We start from the raw sequence: 18,524 nt of genomic DNA on the forward strand, positions 1-18,524 counted from the left end.
ACATCATTCCGAAAGGCCGAAGGGCGCTTTCCCCGCATGGCAAGCGGAGAAAGCGCCCTTCACGGCATCCGGTGCGGAGAAAGTCCCTTTCAGCCCTCCGAGGTCGACATCGCCCGGCTGATCAGGTCACCCACGTCCAGATCGTCGATCGCCTCGACGGACACCGCAGGCTCGGACGAGGGCAGCTCCTCCGCCAGCTTCACCAGTGCCTCCAGCACCCCCAGCTCCCGGAACCGGTCGAGCGACGCGCCGGCCAGTGCCCGCCGCAGGCGCGCTTCGTCCGGCACCGCCACTTCGGGGAACAGCAGCGTGCCCAGGTGCGCGGCGAGCGCCGACGGGGTCGGGTGGTCGAAAACCACCGTCGCCCCCAATGACCGGCCGGCGGCGGCCGCGAGCCGGTTGCGCAGATCGACCGAGGTCAGCGAGTCGAATCCGAGGTCGGTGAACGCGTGTTCCGGGTCCACTTCGCCCGCCGTCGCGAACCCGAGTACCTGCGCGGTGTGGGTCCGGACCAGGTCTTCCAGCGCGTCCGGTGTCACCACGACAGGCTCCGTAACCGGAGAAGCCGTCCGCCGCACGGGAAGCCGGACGAGTCCGGTGAGCAGCGCGGGCAGCACGCCCGCCCGTGCCTGGTCCCGCAGCCCGGCCAGGTCGAGTTTGACGGGTACGGCCACCGGACCCGGCGCCAGGTCGAACAGTGCCGCGCCTTCCTCCGGGCTCAGTGCGCCGAAGCCGTCGCGCCGCATCCTGTCGATCAGCGCCTGATCGAGGACGCCGCCCATCCCCTCGGCGGCCCACATCCCGTAGGCGAGCGACCGCGCGGGCAGGCCGTCGGCGTGCCGACGTTCGGCCAGCGCGTCCAGGTAGGCGTTGGCCGCGGCGTAGTTGCCCTGTCCCGGACCGCCGAGCACACCGGACACCGACGAGATCAGCACGAACTCGGTCAGCGGCCGGTCGAGGGTCAGTTCGTGCAGGTGACGTGCCCCGTAGGCCTTCGGACCGAGGACCCGGTCCAGGCGTTCCGGCGTCAGCGCGGTGACGACACCGTCGTCGAGGACACCTGCCGCGTGCACGACACCCGACAGCTCGGGGATGCCGTCGAGCAGGGCGGCCACGGCGTCGCGATCGGCGACGTCGCACGCTTCGACGCGCACGTCGGCGCCCAGTTCGCCCAGCCGGGCGGCCAGTTCCTCCGCGCCGGGGGCCGCGAGGCCGCGACGGCTGGTGAGGACCAGGCTTTCGACGCCGTGTCCGGTGACGAGCCGTTCGGCCAGTTGAGCCCCGACACCACCGGTCCCGCCGGTGATCAGCACCGTCCCCGTGGACTCCCAGTCCGGCTTCGGGCCGGGCTCGGCCCGGACCAGCCGTGGCACCTCGGCCCGGCCGTCCCGGACCCGGACGCGGGGTTCCCCGGTGGCCAGCGCGATGTCCACATCGGACACTTCGCCGTCGAGGATGACGAACCGGCCGGGGTTCTCCGCCTGAGCGGACCGCACCAGCCCGGCGGCGGCCGCGTCGCCGAGACCGTCCCCGGTGACCACCACCAGCCGCGACCCGGAGAACCGGGATTCGGTCAGGAAGCGTTGCAGGACGGCAAGGACGGCATGGATCCCTTCCGGCGGAACCGGCAGGACGACCACCGGTGGCACCGGCTCGGTCACCTCGTCCCACCGCGCCCACGGCACCGGCGTCGCGGACACGGGCTCGGCCGCGATGTGCTCGACGCGGAACAGCGACCGGTCCTCACCGGACCGCAACTGCTCACCGGTGACCGCGCGGACGACCAGCGAACCGACCGACAGCACCGGCGCTCCGGCGAGATCGGTCAGGTCGAGCGCGACCTCACCGGGCGCGATGAACCGCAGCCGCGCCCGGACCGTCGTGGCGCCGGTCGCGTGCAGGCTGACGTCGCTCCAGCTGAACGGCAGCGCCCCCGATTCCTCGCCCTCGCCGAGGAACATGCCGTGCAGGGCGGCGTCGAACAGCGCGGGGTGGATGCCGAAGCGGGCCGCGTCGTCGCGGGCCTCCTCCGGCAGCGAGATCTCGGCGTAACGGTCCTCGCCGTGCCGCCAGGCCGCCCGCAGGCCCTGGAAGAGCGGGCCGTAGGTGAACCCGCGGTCGGCGAGGTCGTCGTAGAACGAGCCGAGGTCGATCGGCTCCAGGCCGTCCGGCCACGCGAATCCCTTGACGGCCGGGTTCGCCTCGGCCAGCAGCCCGAGCGCGTTGAGTTCCCAGTCCTCGCCGGGGATCCGCGAGTGGATGGTCACCGCGGCCGCGCCGCTGACCGCGACCTGCAGTTCGATCGGGCCGCTCTCGGGGAGCACCACCGGCGCGTGCAGGGTCAGTTCGACCAGCCGCAGCCGCCCGGCCTCGTCACCCGCCCGGACGGCGAGTTCGGCGAGCGCCGCGCCCGGCAGCAGGACGGTGTCGTGCACGGTGTGCCCGGCGAGCCACGGGTGGGTCGCGAGCGAAAGCCGTCCGGTGAGAACGGTCCCGTCACCCTCGGCGAGCGAGAGCCCGGCGGCGAGCAGCGGATGCCCCGGCGAGTCCAGCCCGGCCGACGTGAGGTCTCCGACCGGAGCCGGTTCGAGCCAGAAGTTCTTGTACTGGAAGGGATAGGTCGGCAGGTCGAGTGCGCGCACACCGGGCAGGACCGCGTCCCAGCCGACGCGGGCGCCCTGGACGTACAGGGTGGCGAGCGCGGTCATCGCCGTCACGGCTTCGTCTTGTCCCTTGCGCAGCAGGGGAATGCCGTCGGTGAGCGGCGAGAGCACCGCGTCGGGGCCGAGTTCGAGGAACTTCGTGACGCCCTCGGCGCGGAGGGTTTCGACGGCCGCGGCGAACCGGACGGTGTCCCGCACATGGGCGACCCAGTACGCCGGGTCGGTCACGGCCGGCAGCATCGGGATGCGCGGCTCCGAGAACGTCAGCTCCCGCACCACCGCGGCGAACTCGTCCAGCATCGGTTCCATCAGCACCGAATGGAACGCGTGCGAAACGTCGAGGCGTTTGGTCTTCCGGTCCTTGAACCGTTCCACGAAAGCCAGCGTCGGCTCCTCGGCGCCCGACAACACCACCGAAGAAGGCCCGTTCACCGCGGCCAGCGAAACACCGGACGGCAGCTCCCCGATCTCCTCCTCGGACGCCTGCAGCGCGACCATCACGCCGCCCTCGGGCAGGGCCTGCATCAACCGGCCCCGCGCCGTGACCAGCTTCGCCGCGTCCTCCAACGAAAACACACCGGCGACATGAGCCGCCGCGATCTCACCGATCGAGTGCCCCGCCAGGAAATCAGGCCGCACTCCCCAAGACTCCACCAAGCGGAACAGCGCCACCTCGAGCGCGAAGATCGCGGGCTGCGCGAACTCCGTCCTGCCCAGGTCACCGAACTCCGGCAGCAGCGCGCACACCTCGTCATACGCCGCCGCGAACACCGGGAACGCCTGATACAGCTCAGCGCCCATGCCGGGACGCTGCGAGCCCTGACCGGTGAACAGGAAGGCCAGTTTGCCCGGCTGCGCCTTGCCGGTGATCCCGCCACCTTCGGCGACGGCTTCGAGCCCGGCGCGTAGTCCGGCCGCGTCAGAGCCGACGACGGCGGCCCGTCGCTCGTGCGCGGTCCGTGTCGTGGCCAAGGAGTACGCGACAGCGCGCGGATCCTCAGTGTCCACAAGGGACAGAAGAGCACGAGCCCGCTCGGCCAGTGCCTGATCGGTCTTCGCCGACAGCACCCACGGTACGACGCCGTGCGTGCCGGGCTCGGCGGGCGCTTCGGCCGGGACCTGTTCCAGGACGACGTGCGCGTTGGTCCCGCTGATCCCGAACGACGACACCGCCGCGCGCCGCGGCCTGCCGGAACCGGGCCACTCGCGCGGTTCGGTGAGCAGTTCGATCGCGCCGGCGTCCCATTCGACCTCGGCCGACGGTTCCGCCGCGTGCAGGGTCCTGGGCAGCGTGCCCCGCCGCATCGCCTCGACCATCTTGATGATCCCGGCGACCCCCGCCGCGGCCTGCGTATGGCCGAGGTTCGACTTGACCGAGCCGAACCACAGCGGTTCGTCCCGTTCCACGCCGTAGGTCGCGATGAGCGCCTGTGCCTCGATCGGGTCGCCCAGTCTCGTGCCCGTGCCGTGCGCCTCGACCGCGTCGATGTCCGAAGTGGACAGTCCGGCGTCGGCGAGCGCCGCGCGGATCACCCGCTGCTGCGAGGGACCGTTCGGCGCGGTGAGACCGTTGGACGCGCCGTCCTGGTTGACCGCGGAACCGCGGACCACGGCCAGCACCGGATGCCCGTTGCGGCGGGCATCGGAAAGCCGCTCCAGCACGAGGATCCCGGCGCCTTCCGACCAGCCGGTGCCGTCGGCGCCGTCGGAGAACGACTTGCAGCGCCCGTCCGGGGAAAGCCCGCGCTGGCGGGAGAAGTCGAGGAACGTCTCCGGCGTCGCCATCACGGTGACCCCGCCGGCGAGCGCCATGTCGCACTCCCCCGCCCGCAGCGACCGGGCGGCCAGATGCAGGGCGACCAGCGAAGACGAACACGCCGTGTCGACCGACACCGCCGGGCCTTCCAGCCCGAGGGTGTACGCGATCCGCCCGGACAGCACGCTGGCCGAAGTGCCGGTCCCCAGGAATCCGGCGACGCTGTCGGGGACGCTGGCCAGTTTCGCGGCGTAGTCGTAGTACATGATCCCGGCGAACACACCGGTGGCACTGCCCTTCAGCGACGCCGGGTCGAGCCGGGCACGTTCGAGGGCCTCCCAGCTGATTTCGAGCAGGAGCCGCTGCTGCGGGTCCATCGCGAGCGCTTCACGAGGCGAGATCCCGAAGAACTCCGGGTCGAATTCGCCCGCGTCGTGCAGGAATCCGCCGTGCCGCGTGTAGGTCTTGCCGGGCAGGCCGGGCTCGGGGTCGTAGATGCCGTCGACGTCCCAGCCGCGCCCGCCGGGGAACGGCGAGATCGCGTCGGTGCCCGCGTCCACGAGGTCCCACAGGTCCTCGGGTGACCGGACGCCGCCGGGATAACGGCAGCTCATCGCGACGATCGCGATCGGCTCGTCGGCGGCGCCGCGGCGGGTCACCACCGGCCGGGCCCGCTCCGGGGCACCGAGCAATTCGGTGCCGAGGAACGCGGCCACCGCCGCCGGGCTCGGATGGTCGAAAACGAGCGTCGCGGGCAACCGCAGACCGGTCTCGGCGGTGAGTTCGTTGCGCAGTTCGACCGACGTCAGCGAGTCGAAGCCCAGTTCGGTGAACGGCCTCGACGGCTCCACGGTCTCCGCGCCCGCCCGGCCCAGGACGGCCGCCACGCGGGCCCGGACCAGCTCGATCAGGAAGGCTTCGCGGTCGGCCTCGGACAACCCCGTGAGCCGTCCCGCCAGGCCGGTGTCGGTGCGGCGGGCGGCTTCGCGGCGGGTCCGGACGCGGACCAGTCCGCGCAGCAGGGGCGGGACCCCGGCGTTCCGCACGGCCGCGAGGTCGAGCCGCACCGGCACGAGGACGGCGCCGCCCTCGGCCACGGCGGCATCGAACAGCGCGAGTCCTTCTTCCGGTTCGAGGGCGCCGAAGCCGTCCTTGCCGATCCGGTCCCGGTCGGTGTCGCTCAGCGCGGCACCCATGCCGTCCCGCCACAGGCCCCAGGCCAGTGACTGGGCCGGCTTCCCGTCGGCACGACGCTGCCGCGCGAGGGCGTCCAGCGCGGCGTTCGCGGCCGAGTACGCCCCCTGTCCCGGTGAGCCGAACACCCCGGCGATCGAGGAGAACAGCACGAAGAAGTCGAGGTCGCCGGTGAGTTCGTCGAGCACGTGCGCGGCGGTCGCCTTCGCCCGGAAGACCCCGTCGAGCCGCTCGGGAGTGAGCGACGTGACGACACCGTCGTCGAGAACGCCCGCCGCGTGGACGACGCCGGTGACCGGCGGTTCGGCCCGGTCCAGCAGGGCACGCACCTGGTCGCGGTCGGCGACGTCGCAGGCCTCGATCCGGGCCCCGAGTTCCTCGGCGAGTTCCTTGGCGCCGGGCGCGGCCTCGCCGCGGCGGCTCACCAGCAGCAGGTTCCGGACACCGTGCCCGGTGACCAGATGCCGCGCGAGACGGGCGCCGAGCCCGCCGGTACCGCCGGTGATCAGGACCGTGCCGGAAGTGTCCAGTGTGGACTCACCGGCTCCGGCCCTGGCGAGGCGTGGCGCGTGGGGCACGCCGTCGAGCACGTGCACCTCGGGTTCACCGGTGGCGAGCGCGGCCTCGACGTCGGCGTGGGTGCCGCGCACCAGGACGATCCGCCCCGGATGCTCGGCCTGCGCGGCCCGGACCAGCCCTTCGACCGCACTTTCGCGACCGGTCAGCACCGCGAGCGGGGCAGGCTCGTCCGTGGCCAGGAAGTCTTGCAGCGCAGAAAGAGTGACGTCGAGCGAGCCGGCTTCCAACACCGCCGCGGGTGCGATGTCCGAGGAACCGACGGGAAGCGGAACGTCTTCGACGCGATAAAGACCGTCCCGCACGGTGGCCGTCGCCGTGACGGCGCGGACGCTGAGCCCGCCCACGGAGGCGACCGGCGCGCCCGTCCCGTCGGCGAGGTCGAGCGCGAAGCCGTCGGCGACCGGCCGGGCATGGACCCGCAACTCGGTCGCGCCCCGTGCGTGCAGCACGACGTCGCGCCAAGCGAACGGCACCGATCCCTGGTCCTCGCCGGGAACGGCGGTGGCCTGGAGCGCGGCGTCCAGCAAGGCCGGGTGCAGGCCGAACTTCGCCGCCTGGTCGGCGTCCGGCAGGGCGACCTCGGCGAAGATCTCGGTGCCGCGGCGCCAGACCTTGCGCAGACCGCGGAACATCGGCCCGTAGGCCAACCCGGCGGCGGCGAGCCGGTCGTAGGCGTCTTCGAGGCCCAGGACTTCGGCATTCTCGGGCGGCCACGGAATGTCCATAGTGGACATAGTGGACACAGTGGGATTGCCGAGGAAGCCGGTGGCGTGGGTGGTCCACGGTTGCTCCGGCAGCCGGGAATGGATCGACACCGGGCGGCGGCCGTGCTCGTCGGGAGCTCCCGCGACGACCTGGACCTCGGGTGCGGCGCCGGGTTCGAGGACCAGCGGCTCCTGCAGGATCAGCTCTTCCACGCCCGCGCAGCCCGCTTCGTCACCCGCGCGGACGGCGAGTTCGGCGAACGCCGTGCCGGGGACGAGTACGCGGCCCGCGACGACGTGGTCGGCCAGCCAGGGGTGCCGGTCGAGCGAAAGCCGTCCGGTGAGCAGGACCCCGTCGTCGGCGGCGATGGACACCGCGGCGCCGAGCAGCGGATGGTCCGCGGCGGCGAGCCCGGCCGCCGTGACGTCGGCGTCGCTTTCCTGACCGAGCCAGAAGTGCTCGTGCTGGAAGGCATAGGTCGGCAGTTCGGTGAACCGGCCGCTGCCGCCGAGGTACGCGGCCCAGTCGACGGCGACACCGCGCGCGTGCAACGCGCCGAGCGCGGTGACCAGTTGCCGGGGTTCGTCGTGACCGCGGCGCAGCGCGGGCACCCCGCCGTCGACGAGCGCGCTGAGCACGGCGTCCGGCCCGAGCTCGAAGAACTTCGTGACCCCGGCGGCCGTCAAGCGCTGAACCGCGTCGGAGAACCGCACGGTCTCGCGGACGTGGGCGACCCAGTACGCCGGGTCGGTCACGGGCGACAGCATCGGGATGCGCGGCTCCGAGAACGTCAGCTCACGCACCACCGCGGCGAAGTCGTCCAGCATCGGTTCCATCAGCACCGAATGGAACGCGTGCGAAACGTCGAGGCGTTTGGTCTTCCGGTCCTTGAACCGTTCCACGAAAGCCAGCGTCGGCTCCTCGGCGCCCGACAACACCACCGAAGAAGGCCCGTTCACCGCGGCCAGCGAAACACCGGACGGCAGCTCCCCGATCTCCTCCTCGGACGCCTGCACGGCCACCATCACGCCGCCCTCGGGCAGCGCCTGCATCAACCGGCCCCGCGCCGTGACCAGCTTCGCCGCGTCCTCCAACGAAAACACACCGGCGACATGAGCCGCCGCGATCTCACCGATCGAGTGCCCCGCCAGGAAATCAGGCCGCACTCCCCACGACTCCACCAACCGGGACAACGCCACTTGCAAAGCGAAGATCGCGGGCTGCGCGAACTCCGTCCGGCCGAGGTCCCCGATCTCCGGCAGCAACGCGGAAACCTCGTCATACGCCGCCGCGAACACCGGAAAAGCCCGATACAGCTCGGTTCCCATGCCGGGACGCTGCGAACCCTGCCCGGTGAACAGGAAGGCCAGCCCGCCCTCGGTGACACGGTTCGCGGCGACTTCGGACAGACCCGCCGAGAGGGTTTCCCAGTCCGTGCCGGTGACCACGGCCCGGTACGGCAGCGCCGCACGGGTGGTCAGCGTGTGCGCGACGTCGATCGGCTCCGCGGTTCCCGCGACCGACAGCAGACGGGACGCCTGAGCGGCCAGCGCCGGTCCGGTGGCCGCTGACAGCAGTAGCGGCACGATGGCGGGCGCGTCCTGGACGACGGCCGGTTCCGCCGGAGGGGCCTGTTCCAGCACGACGTGCGCGTTGGTCCCGCTGATCCCGAACGACGACACCGCCGCCGAGCGCGGACGGCCGGTCTCGGGCCACGGAGTGCGTTCGGTCAGCAGCGAGACCGGTCCGGCCGCCCAGTCGACCTCGCGGCTGGGCGTGCCGACGTTCAGCGTCGGCGGCAGGACACCGTGGCGCATCGCCTCGACCATCTTGATGATCCCGGCGACCCCGGCCGCGGCCTGCGCGTGCCCGAAGTTCGATTTGACCGAGCCGAGGAACAGCGGGCGGTCGCGGCCGCGGCCGTAGGTGGCCATCAGCGCTTCGGCCTCGATCGGGTCACCCAGCCTGGTCCCCGTGCCGTGCGCCTCGATGGCGTCGACGTCCGAAGTGGACAGTCGCGCGTCGGCGAGCGCGGCACGGATCACGCGCTGCTGCGAAGGACCGTTCGGCGCGGTGAGGCCGTTCGACGCGCCGTCGGAGTTCACCGCGGTTCCCCGCACCACGGCGAGGATCCGGTGACCGTTGCGCTGGGCGTCGGACAGCTTCTCCAGCACGAGCATCCCGACGCCCTCGGCCCAGGCGGTGCCGTCGGCGTCGTCGGAGAACGACTTGCAGCGCCCGTCCGGGGCCAGGCCGCGCTGCCGGGCGAAGTCGACAAAGATCCCCGGCGACGCCATCAGGTTCACGCCGCCTGCCAGCGCCAGGGTGCACTCCCCCGCGCGCAGGCCACGCACCGCGGCGTGCACGGCGACCAGGGACGACGAGCACGCCGTGTCGATCGACACCGCCGGGCCCTCCAGGCCGAGCTGGTAGGCGATCCGTCCGGAGTGGACACTGCAGGTGGTACCGGTGAGCAGGTAGCCGTCCACCGTGTCACCGGGGTTGTGCAGGCGCGGCCCGTATTCCTGCGCGGAAACGCCGACGTAGACCCCGGTCTGGCTGCCGCGCAGCGCGGCCGGGTCGAGACCGGCACGTTCGACGGCCTCCCAGCCGACCTCCAGCAGCAGCCGCTGCTGCGGTTCCATCGCCAGCGCCTCGCGTGGCGAGATCCCGAAGAACTCGGCGTCGAACCCGGCGGCGCCGGGGAGGAAACCGCCGGTGCGCACGTAGGTGGTGCCGCGCCGGTCGGGGTCGTCGTCGAACAGGCCGGAGGTGTCCCAGCCGCGGTCGGCCGGGAATTCGCCGATCCCGTCGCGGCCGGATTCGACCAGGTCCCACAGCGCGGCGGGCGTGTCGGCCCCGCCGGGGAACCGGCAGGCCATGCCGACGATCGCGACCGGCTCGTGCCGTCCGTCCTCGGCGTCGCGCAGCCGTTCCCTGGTCCGGTGCAGGTCCCCGGTCACCCGCTTCAGCAGGTCGAGAAGCTTCTCTTGGTCCGCCATCACACCCTCGCTGGTCAGAAGATCTCGTCGGTGAGGAAGTCGAAGACCTTGTCGACAGCGGCGTCGAAGAGCAGGTCGTCGAACTCGTCGTCCTTGTCTCCGGCCGCGTAGGCCAGCAGCAGCTTCTTCAGCGGCTTGGCGACTTTCTTGCGGTCTTCGGGTTCCAGGTCGCCGAGGCGCTCGCTCAGCCGCTCGATGTCGGCGAGCACCTTGGCGACGGCTTTCTTGTCCGCCATCACGAAATCCCCAGTTCGGTGGCCAGGAAGTCGACGACTTCGTCCGCGGTCGCGTCCTCCAGCCGCCCGCCGACGTCGCTCCCCGAGGCGGTGAGGCCGTCGAGCAGGATCCGCAGCCGTCCGGCGACCGCCGTGCGGCCGTCGTCGTCGACCCCGGTCAGGCGCGCCTCGAGCGCGTCGAGTTCGGCGAGCACCGCGTCGGCCGCGCTGAGCGACGGCGGGGCGAGTTCGGCCAGCAGATGCCCGGCCAGCGACGCGACGGTCGGATGGTCGAACACAGCGGTGGCCGACAACCGCAGCCCGGTGACCGTGTTGACCCGGTTGCGCAGTTCGACCGACGTCAGCGAGTCGAACCCGAGGTCCTTGAACGCGCGCGCCGGGTCGATCATGCCGCCCGCCTCGTGGCCGAGGACGGCGGCGGCGTTGTGCCGCACCAGATCGATCAGCAGGGCCGTGCGTTCTTCGTCCGGCAACGCGGTGAGCCGCTCGGCGAGGCCGGCGCCGCCCGTCGCCGCAGGTCCCGCCACACGCCGGGTGGCGACCTTCGCGAGACCGCGCAGCACCGGCGCCACTTCGGTGGTCCGGGCGTGCGCGCGCAACGCGGCCCGGTCGACTTCGATCGGCAGGACGGCGGTGAACCCGCCGTCGAGGGCGGCGTCGAACAGGCCGAGCCCGGTCTCCGCTGTCAGCGGCGGCAGACCTTCGCGGGCCATGCGGTCGACGTCGTTCTCGGCCAGCCCGCTGCCCATTCCCTCCCGCCAGAGCCCCCACGCGAGCGAGACGGCGGGCAGGCCGTGCGCCCGGCGCCGGGCGGCCAGCGCGTCCAGGAACGTGTTCGCGGCCGCGTAAGACGCTTGCCCCGCGGAGCCGACGATCCCGGACACCGAGGAGTAGAGCGCGAACAGCGCGAGGTCGTGGCCGAGTGTCAGCTCGTGCAGATGCCAGGCCGCGTCCGCTTTGGGGCGCAACACTTTCGCGAGCCTTTCGGGGGTCAGGCCGGTCAGCACGCCGTCGTCGAGGACGCCCGCGGTGTGCACGACGCCGGTCAGCTCGACGCCGTCCAGCAGGGCGGCGAGCGCGTCGCGATCGGCGACGTCGCAGGCCGCGATCCGGACTTCGGCGCCCAGGCCGGTGAGCTCGGCGGCGAGTTCGCCCGCGCCCGGCGCGTCCGGGCCGCGGCGGCTGGTGAGCAGCAGCTTGCGGACCCCGTGCGTGGTCACGAGATGCTTCGCGACGAGCGCCCCGAGTCCGCCGGTGCCGCCGGTGACGAGCACCGGCCGCTCCGGGTCGAGTGCTCGCGGCAGGGTCAGCGCGACCTTGCCGATGTGCCTGGCCTGGCTGACGAACCGGAACGCGTCCGGCGCGTGCCGGACGTCCCAGGTCCGCACCGGCAGTGGCGTGAGCGCGCCCTTGTCGACCAGGGCGATCAGCTCGGCCCAGATCTCGGCGGTCCGCGTCCGGCCTGCTTCGATCAGGTCGAAGGCCCGGTAGGTGACGTTCTCGGGAGCGCGGACGTCGGTCTTGCCCATTTCGAGGAACCGGCCGCCGGGCGCGGTCACGTCGAGGGAGGCGTCGACGAACTCGCCCGCGAGCGCATTGAGCACGACGTCGATCCCGCGTCCGCCGGTGGCGATCCGGAAGTCCTCGGCGAAGTCGAGGGTCCGCGAAGAGGCGATGTGGTCCGCGGGCAGTCCGGCCGCGCGCAGGACGTGCTGCTTGCCTTCGCTCGCGGTGCCGAACACCTCCGCCCCCAGATGGCGCGCGAGCTGCGTCGCGGCCATGCCGACCCCGCCCGCCGCCGAATGGATCAGGATCGACTCGCCCACCTTGAGCCCGGCCAGGTCGACCAGCGCGTAGTAGGCGGTCAGGAAGACCAGCGGCACGGTCGCGGCCTGCTCGTCGGTCCAGCCGTCCGGGACCCTGGTCAGAAACGGGCGTTCGCCGACGGCGACCGGGCCGATGCCGCCGTGCACCATGCCCATCACGCGGTCACCCGGCGTCAGGTCGGTCACCGCGGCGCCGGTGGCCAGTACGGTCCCGGCGACCTCGCAGCCCAGCGGACCGGCCTCGCCGGGGTACATGCCCAGGACGTTCAGCACGTCACGGAAGTTCAGCCCGGCCGCGCGGACGGCGATGCGCACGTCGTCCGGTCCGAGATCAGGCTCGTCGATCGGCTCCAGCGCGAGGTTCTCGACCGTGCCCTCGCCGGATTTGCCCAGCCGCCATGGCCCTTCCGGCGGCAGCAGGACCCCCGCACCCGCCTCGGCGACCCGCGGCACGAGCGGGACGCCGTCGCGCACCGCGACCTGCGGTTCCCCGGTGGCGGCTGCCATCGGCACGTCTTCGGCCTCGCCGTCGACGAGTACGAACCGGCCCTGATGCTCGGCCTGCGCGCTGCGCACCAGGCCCCAGACCGAGGCGGCCGCCGGATCCGTGGCTTCCGGTCCCGCCGCGTGTCGCGTATGGACGACCAAAGTGGACTCTTCCCGCGTCACCCAGTCCTGGAGCACTTCCAGGACACGGGATCCGAGTTCGTGCGCCGAGGAGATCGGATCGTCTTCGGGCAGCACCGACAGCACGGCAGGCCTGCCGGGGATGACCTCCGGATAGGCCGTGCACGCCACCGGTTCCGGAGCCGCGACCGGGGTCCAGTCCACAGTGAACAGTCCGGTGGGGAGTTCCCGGCCCCGAGCGGCGGGACGGCGGACGACCAGCGAACCGACACTCAGCACTTCGGCGCCCGACGGGTCGACGGCGACCAGCGAAACGGTGTCCGCCGCGTGGAACGTGATCCGCAAGCGCAGCGCCGTCGCGCCACTCGCGTGCAGCCGGACATCCGACCAGGAGAACGGCAGCCCTCCGGCGGATTCGGCCGACTCACGGAAGAACATCGCGTGCAGCCCGGCGTCCAGCAGGGCCGGATGGATGCCGAAGCCGCCGTCCTCGTCGGCGGGGAGCGCGACTTCGGCGTGGACGTCGTCGCCGTCCACCCACACCGAACGCAGGCCGCGGAACACGCCTTCGTAGCCGAATCCGGGCAGCTCGTCGTAAAACCCTTCCAGGGACTGGAGTTCTCCCGGCGGCGGCCACGTGACGGCCGGGGTGGTGACCTCGGCATCGGCGACAAGGGTGCCGTTCGCGTGCCGTGTCCACTCCTCACCGTGCTCCGGTCGCGAGTGGATGGTGACCGCGCGACGGCCGTCGTCGTCCGCGCCGGTCACCACGACCTGGACCTCGGCCGGGGCCGCGAGCACGAGCGGCGCGCCCAAGGTCAGCTCTTCGACGCGGCCGCAGCCGGTCTCGGCGCCCGCGTGCAGGGCCAGTTCGAGGAAGCCGGTGCCGGGGAACAGGATGTCGTCGCCGACCCGGTGGCCGTTCAGCCAGGGCTGGTCGGTCACCGAGAGGCGCGCGGTGAAAACGGTGTCGCCACCGGGAACCGCGACCACCGCCCCCAGAAGCGGATGCCCGGCTCGGCGCAGGCCGAGCCCGCGCGCGTCCCCGCCGGGGCCGGGGGTGAGCCAGTACCGCGACCGCTGGAACGGGTAGGTCGGCAGGTCGATCCGGCGCCCGCCCGTGGCGAGCGCGGCGAAGTCGACGTCCACGCCGCGCACATGGGCCGTGCCCAGCGCGGTCAGGAGTTCGGGGACTTCAGGCCGGTCCCGGCGGAGCAGCGGACGCGCGACACCGTCGTCGACCAGCGCGGACAGGACACCGTCCGGGCCCAGTTCGAGGTAAGTACCGCAGCCGGCGTCGTGCAGGCCACGCAGTGCGTCGGCGAAGCGGACGGTGGCCTCGACGTGGCGGATCCAGTACCCGGCGGAGTCGTGCCCGCCGATCTCGCCGGTGACCGTCGAGACGATCGGGAGATTCGCGGGGTGATAGTCGGCGAGCCGCGCGATCCGGGCGAAGTCGTCGAGCATGTCCCGCATCAGCGGCGAGTGGAAGGCATGGCTGACGTTGAGCCATTTGATTTTGCCGTCGAATCCGCCGATCGCGGCCTCAAGGGTGTCACGGGCGCCGGACAGCACGACGGCTTCCTCGCCGTTGACCGCCGCGATCCCGGCGCGCTTCTCGTGCCCGGCCAGCAGCGCGCGGGCCGTTTCTTCGCTGGCGCGCAGGGAAACCATCGCGCCGCCTTCGGGCAGCTCGCGCATGAGCCTGCCGCGCGCGGTCACCAGCATCGCGGCGTCGGACAGCGACAGCACTCCCGCGACGTGCGCGGCCGCGAACTCGCCGACCGAATGCCCGCACAGGCAGGCGGGGACGACGCCCCAGGACTCCAGCAGCCGGAACAGGGCGACCTCGACGGCGAACAGCGCGGGCTGCGCGTAGTCGGTGCGGTCCAGCAGCGCCGGGTCCGCGAGGCCGAACACCACGTCCCGCAACGGCGGATCGAGCTGCAGGTCCGCGTGCGCGCAGACCTCGTCGAAGGCCTCGGCGTAAACGTCGTAGGCGTCGTAGAGCTCACGGCCCATGGCGATCCGCTGGGCGCCCTGACCGGTGAACAGGTACGCGAGTTCGGCTGATTCGGGAAGCGGGCCGCCGCGCAGCACCTGGTCGTCGAAGGCGATCAGGGCCTCGGTCAGGCTTGCGGCGTCCGGGGCCAGGACGAAGGCGCGTTCGGCCAGCGTCGCACGGGTCTTGGCGAGCGAGAACGCCAGGTCCGCCGGGTTCGCGTCGACCTCCGCGAGCTGAGCCGCGTGAGCCCGCAGCGCGTCCGGGTCGGCGGCCGAGAACGCGACCGCGATCGGCTCCGGCACCTCAGGCGCGGGCTTTCCGGGGACGGCGGGGGCCGGTTCTTCGAGGATCAGATGGGCATTGGTGCCGGAGATACCGAACGACGAGACGGCGGCCCGGCGCGGTTCCTCACCACGCGGCCACTCGACCGGCTCGGCCAGCAGCGAGACCGCGCCGGAGGACCAGTCGACCGCCGAGGTCGGATCGTCGCCGTGCAGCGTGCGCGGCAGCCGGTCATGGTGCAGCGCCATGATCATCTTGATCACCCCGGCCGCCCCCGCGGCCGCCTGCGCGTGCCCGATGTTGGCCTTCACCGAGCCCAGCCACAGCGGCGTTTCCCGGTCCCGGCCATAGGTCGAGAGCAGTGCTTGCGCCTCGATCGGGTCGCCGAGGGTGGTCCCGGTCCCGTGCGCCTCGACGACGTCCACAGTGGACGCCGCGATCCCGGCGTCGGCCAGCGCGGCGCGGATCACCCGCTGCTGGGACGGGCCGTTCGGCGCGGTGAGCCCGTTCGAGGCGCCGTCGGAGTTGACCGCGCTGCCGCGGATCACCGCGAGCACCGGATGGCCGTTGCGTTCGGCGTCGGAAAGCCTTTCCAGGACGAACATCCCGGCGCCCTCGGCCCACGCGGTGCCGTCCGCCGCGGCCGAGAACGGCTTGCAGCGCCCGTCCGGCGCCAGGCCGCGCTGATGCGAGAAGGCCACGAACGGACCGGGCGTGCCGAGCACGGCCACCCCGCCGGCGAGAGCGAGTCCGCATTCGCCGTTCCGCAGCGCGCGGACCGCGAGATGGAGGGCGACCAGCGAACCGGAACAGGCGGTGTCGACGGTCAGCGCGGGTCCCTGCAGGCCGAGGGTGTACGCGATCCGGCCGGAGACGACGCTCGGCGCGCTGCCGGTGAGCAGGAGACCGTCGAGACCTTCGGGCGCGTCGGCCAGGCGGGTGCCGTATTCCTGCGGCTCGGCGCCGACGAACACCCCGGTCCGGCTGCCGGTCAGCGTCCCGGCGTCGATCCCGGCGCGTTCCAGTGCCTCCCACGCCGTCTCCAGGACCAGCCGCTGCTGCGGGTCCATCGCCAGCGCCTCGCGCGGCGAGATCCCGAAGAAACCCGCGTCGAATTCGGCCGCGCCGGGCAGGAACCCGCCGTGGCGCACGTAGGTCCGGCCCGGCGTGCCCGGACGGGGGTCGTACAGGCCGTCGACGTCCCAGCCGCGGTCACGGGGGAACTCCGTGACGACGTCCTGGCCTTCGTCCACAACGGACCACAGGGCGGCGGGCGAGTCCGCGCCGCCGGGGAAGCGGCAGCCGATGCCGACGATCACGATCGGCTCGCCGGAGGCTGCTTCACCCTCCGCGGCGCCGGTGGCCTCCGCTCCGAAGAGGCACTCGTCGAGGAAGTCCGCCAGCGCTTCCGGTCCCGGATGGTCGTAGACGAGGGGCACCGGCAGGTCGAGTCCCGTTTCGGCGGTCAGCCACGCGTGCAGCTTCACCGCCAGCAGGGAATCGAACCCGAGGTCGGCGAAGGTGCGACCGGCCGGGAGCGGCCCGTCCAGCACCGCCGACGTCGCCCGTCGCACCAGGCCCAGCAGTGTCCGGCGCCGCTCGGCGCGCGGCCTGCTTTCCAGCCGTCGCAGGGAATCCAGCTCGGTCATGCGCGCACTCGCCACCTCGGGTCGCCTGGCACAGGGAAGTCGCGGTCCAGCTAGCCACAGCGGCCGTCACGGGCGGGACGGAACTGTTCCACCGCCGGGTAACCGCCCGCTCCCTGCCGGGTTTCCGGGTCGTGGACAAGCGGTGGAAAAGGTATCCAGCGCCCCTGATCGGAATCGTTAACGTGGCTTTCGGCGAACCGGATTTCAGCGCCCCGATTTCAGCGCACGACCCGTAGCCGCACGAGAACGCCGGCGTCCGCCGTGCCGGCCGGGCCGCCAGAACTAGTGCCGGAGGTAACGCCGATGACCATGTCTCCCGTCGAAGAACGCGTCCTGCCCCGCCAGCGCGCCGAGGCGGCGCCGCCGACGAGCATGCTGTGCCCCGATTTCCCGTTCGCCTACGACGACTGGATCCGCCATCCCGCCGGTATCGGCCGGGTGCCGCGCCAGGCGCACGGCACCGAGGTCGCGGTGATCGGCGGCGGCCTGTCCGGGATGGTGGCCGCCTACGAGCTGATGAAGCTCGGGCTCAAGCCGGTGATCTACGAGGCCGAGCAGCTGGGCGGCCGGATGCGCTCGGTGAGCCTGCCCGGCTACCCGGACGCCGTCGCCGAACTGGGCGCCATGCGCTTCCCGCCGTCGGCCGGGGCGCTCTTCCACTACATCGACAAGGTGGGGCTGGAGACGACGCCGTTCCCCAACCCGCTCTCCCCCGCGTCGCCGAGCACGGTGATCAACCTGCACGGCGAGAACCACTGGGCGCGCACGTCCGCCGACCTGCCGCCGGTGTACCGCGAGGTCAACGACGCCTGGACGAAGACGCTGCAGGAGCAGGCCGACATGTCGCTGATGGAGGACGCCATCCGGCGCCGCGACATCACGACCATCAAGGCGCTGTGGAACCACCTGGTCACCAAGTTCGACAACGTGTCGTTCTACGGCTTCCTGACCTCGTCCCCGCTGTTCTCCTCCTTCGAGCACCGCGAGATCTTCGGCCAGGTCGGCTTCGGCTGCGGCGGCTGGGACACCGACTTCCCCAACTCCGCGCTCGAGATCCTGCGGGTGATCTGCACCGACACCAGCGACGAGCACCACCGGATCATCGGCGGCTGCCAGCAGCTCCCGCTCGGCCTGTGGGCCGACGAGCCCGCCGATCTCGAATACTGGCCGTCGGGCACGTCGCTGAAGAGCCTGCACGGCGGCGAGCCGCGACCGGCGGTCGTGCGGATCGACCGGAACGGCCGCGGGTTCACCATCGAGGACGCGAACCGCGACGTGCGCACCTATCCGGCCGCGATCTTCGCCGCGCAGAACTGGAACCTGCTCTCGGGCATGAAGAGCGACGATTCCCTGCTGCCGCAGCCGGTCTGGACCGCGCTGGAGCGCACCCATTACATGGGCGCGTCCAAGCTGTTCGTCATCACCGACCGCCCGTTCTGGCTCGACCAGGACCCGGCGACCGGGCGGGACGTGATGAGCACGACGCTCACCGACCGCATCCCGCGCGGGGTCTACCTGATCGACAACGGGCCCGACGAACCCGGCACGATGCTGCTGTCCTACACGTGGAACGACGACTCGCTGAAGGTCGCGTCGCTGACCCCGGACGAGCGGCTCGACGTGATGCTGGACGCGCTGGCCAAGATCTACCCCGGCGTCGACATCCGGTCGCACATGATCGGCCCGCCGATCGCGATCACCTGGGAGACCCAGCCGCATTTCAAGGGCGCCTTCAAATCCTGCCTGCCCGGCAGCTACCGCTACCAGCGACGGCTGTTCACCCAGTTCATGCAGCGTGACGCCGACGACGACCACCGCGGCTTCTTCCTCGCCGGCGACGACGTCGCATGGATCGCCGGTTTCTCCGAGAGCGCGGTCACGACCGCGCTGAACGCCGTGTGGGGCGTCGTCGAGCACCTGGGCGGCGGCACCCATCCGGACAACCCCGGTCCCGGCGACGTGTTCGACGAGATCGCCCCGGTGAGCCTGGATTGACAGCG

Annotated in this window: 4 protein-coding genes; 1 reads left to right on the forward strand and 3 read right to left on the reverse strand. The window is 72.1% G+C overall.

The window, feature by feature from the left end:
• Positions 1-89: 89 nt before the first annotated feature.
• From AMYAL_RS47450 to AMYAL_RS0140810, 3 genes are read right to left on the reverse strand one after another with little or no spacing between them, the layout of a single operon-like run.
• Positions 90-9,902, reverse strand: coding sequence for a type I polyketide synthase (locus AMYAL_RS47450; RefSeq protein ID WP_026467853.1), 9,813 nt, complete (start codon positions 9,900-9,902; stop codon positions 90-92).
• Between the two features lie 11 nt (positions 9,903-9,913).
• Positions 9,914-10,135: a hypothetical protein gene (locus tag AMYAL_RS0140805; RefSeq protein WP_026467854.1), complete on the reverse strand. Its 222-nt coding sequence runs from the start codon at positions 10,133-10,135 to the stop codon at positions 9,914-9,916.
• Complete coding sequence (locus tag AMYAL_RS0140810) at positions 10,135-16,524, reverse strand: type I polyketide synthase (protein ID WP_020637088.1); 6,390 nt, start codon at positions 16,522-16,524, stop codon at positions 10,135-10,137. Before AMYAL_RS0140810 ends, AMYAL_RS0140805 begins: the two co-directional genes overlap by 1 nt.
• Before the next feature lie 303 nt (positions 16,525-16,827).
• Here AMYAL_RS0140810 and AMYAL_RS0140815 point away from each other — a divergent pair, with 303 nt between their 5' ends.
• Positions 16,828-18,519 (forward strand): flavin monoamine oxidase family protein, encoded by a 1,692-nt coding sequence (locus AMYAL_RS0140815; RefSeq protein ID WP_020637089.1) that lies wholly within the window; start codon positions 16,828-16,830, stop codon positions 18,517-18,519.
• The last annotated feature ends 5 nt before the right edge of the window (positions 18,520-18,524 follow it).

It is taken from the genome of Amycolatopsis alba DSM 44262 (assembly GCF_000384215.1).
Taxonomy (GTDB): Bacteria; Actinomycetota; Actinomycetes; order Mycobacteriales; family Pseudonocardiaceae; genus Amycolatopsis; species Amycolatopsis alba.

Bases quoted from the DNA above. Each gene is read 5' to 3' on its own strand.
- AMYAL_RS0140805 (WP_026467854.1), bottom strand. From the start codon at position 10,135: ATGGCGGACAAGAAAGCCGTCGCCAAGGTGCTCGCCGACATCGAGCGG.
- AMYAL_RS0140810 (WP_020637088.1), bottom strand. From the start codon at position 16,524: ATGACCGAGCTGGATTCCCTGCGACGGCTGGAAAGCAGGCCGCGCGCC.
- AMYAL_RS0140815 (WP_020637089.1), top strand. From the start codon at position 16,828: ATGACCATGTCTCCCGTCGAAGAACGCGTCCTGCCCCGCCAGCGCGCC.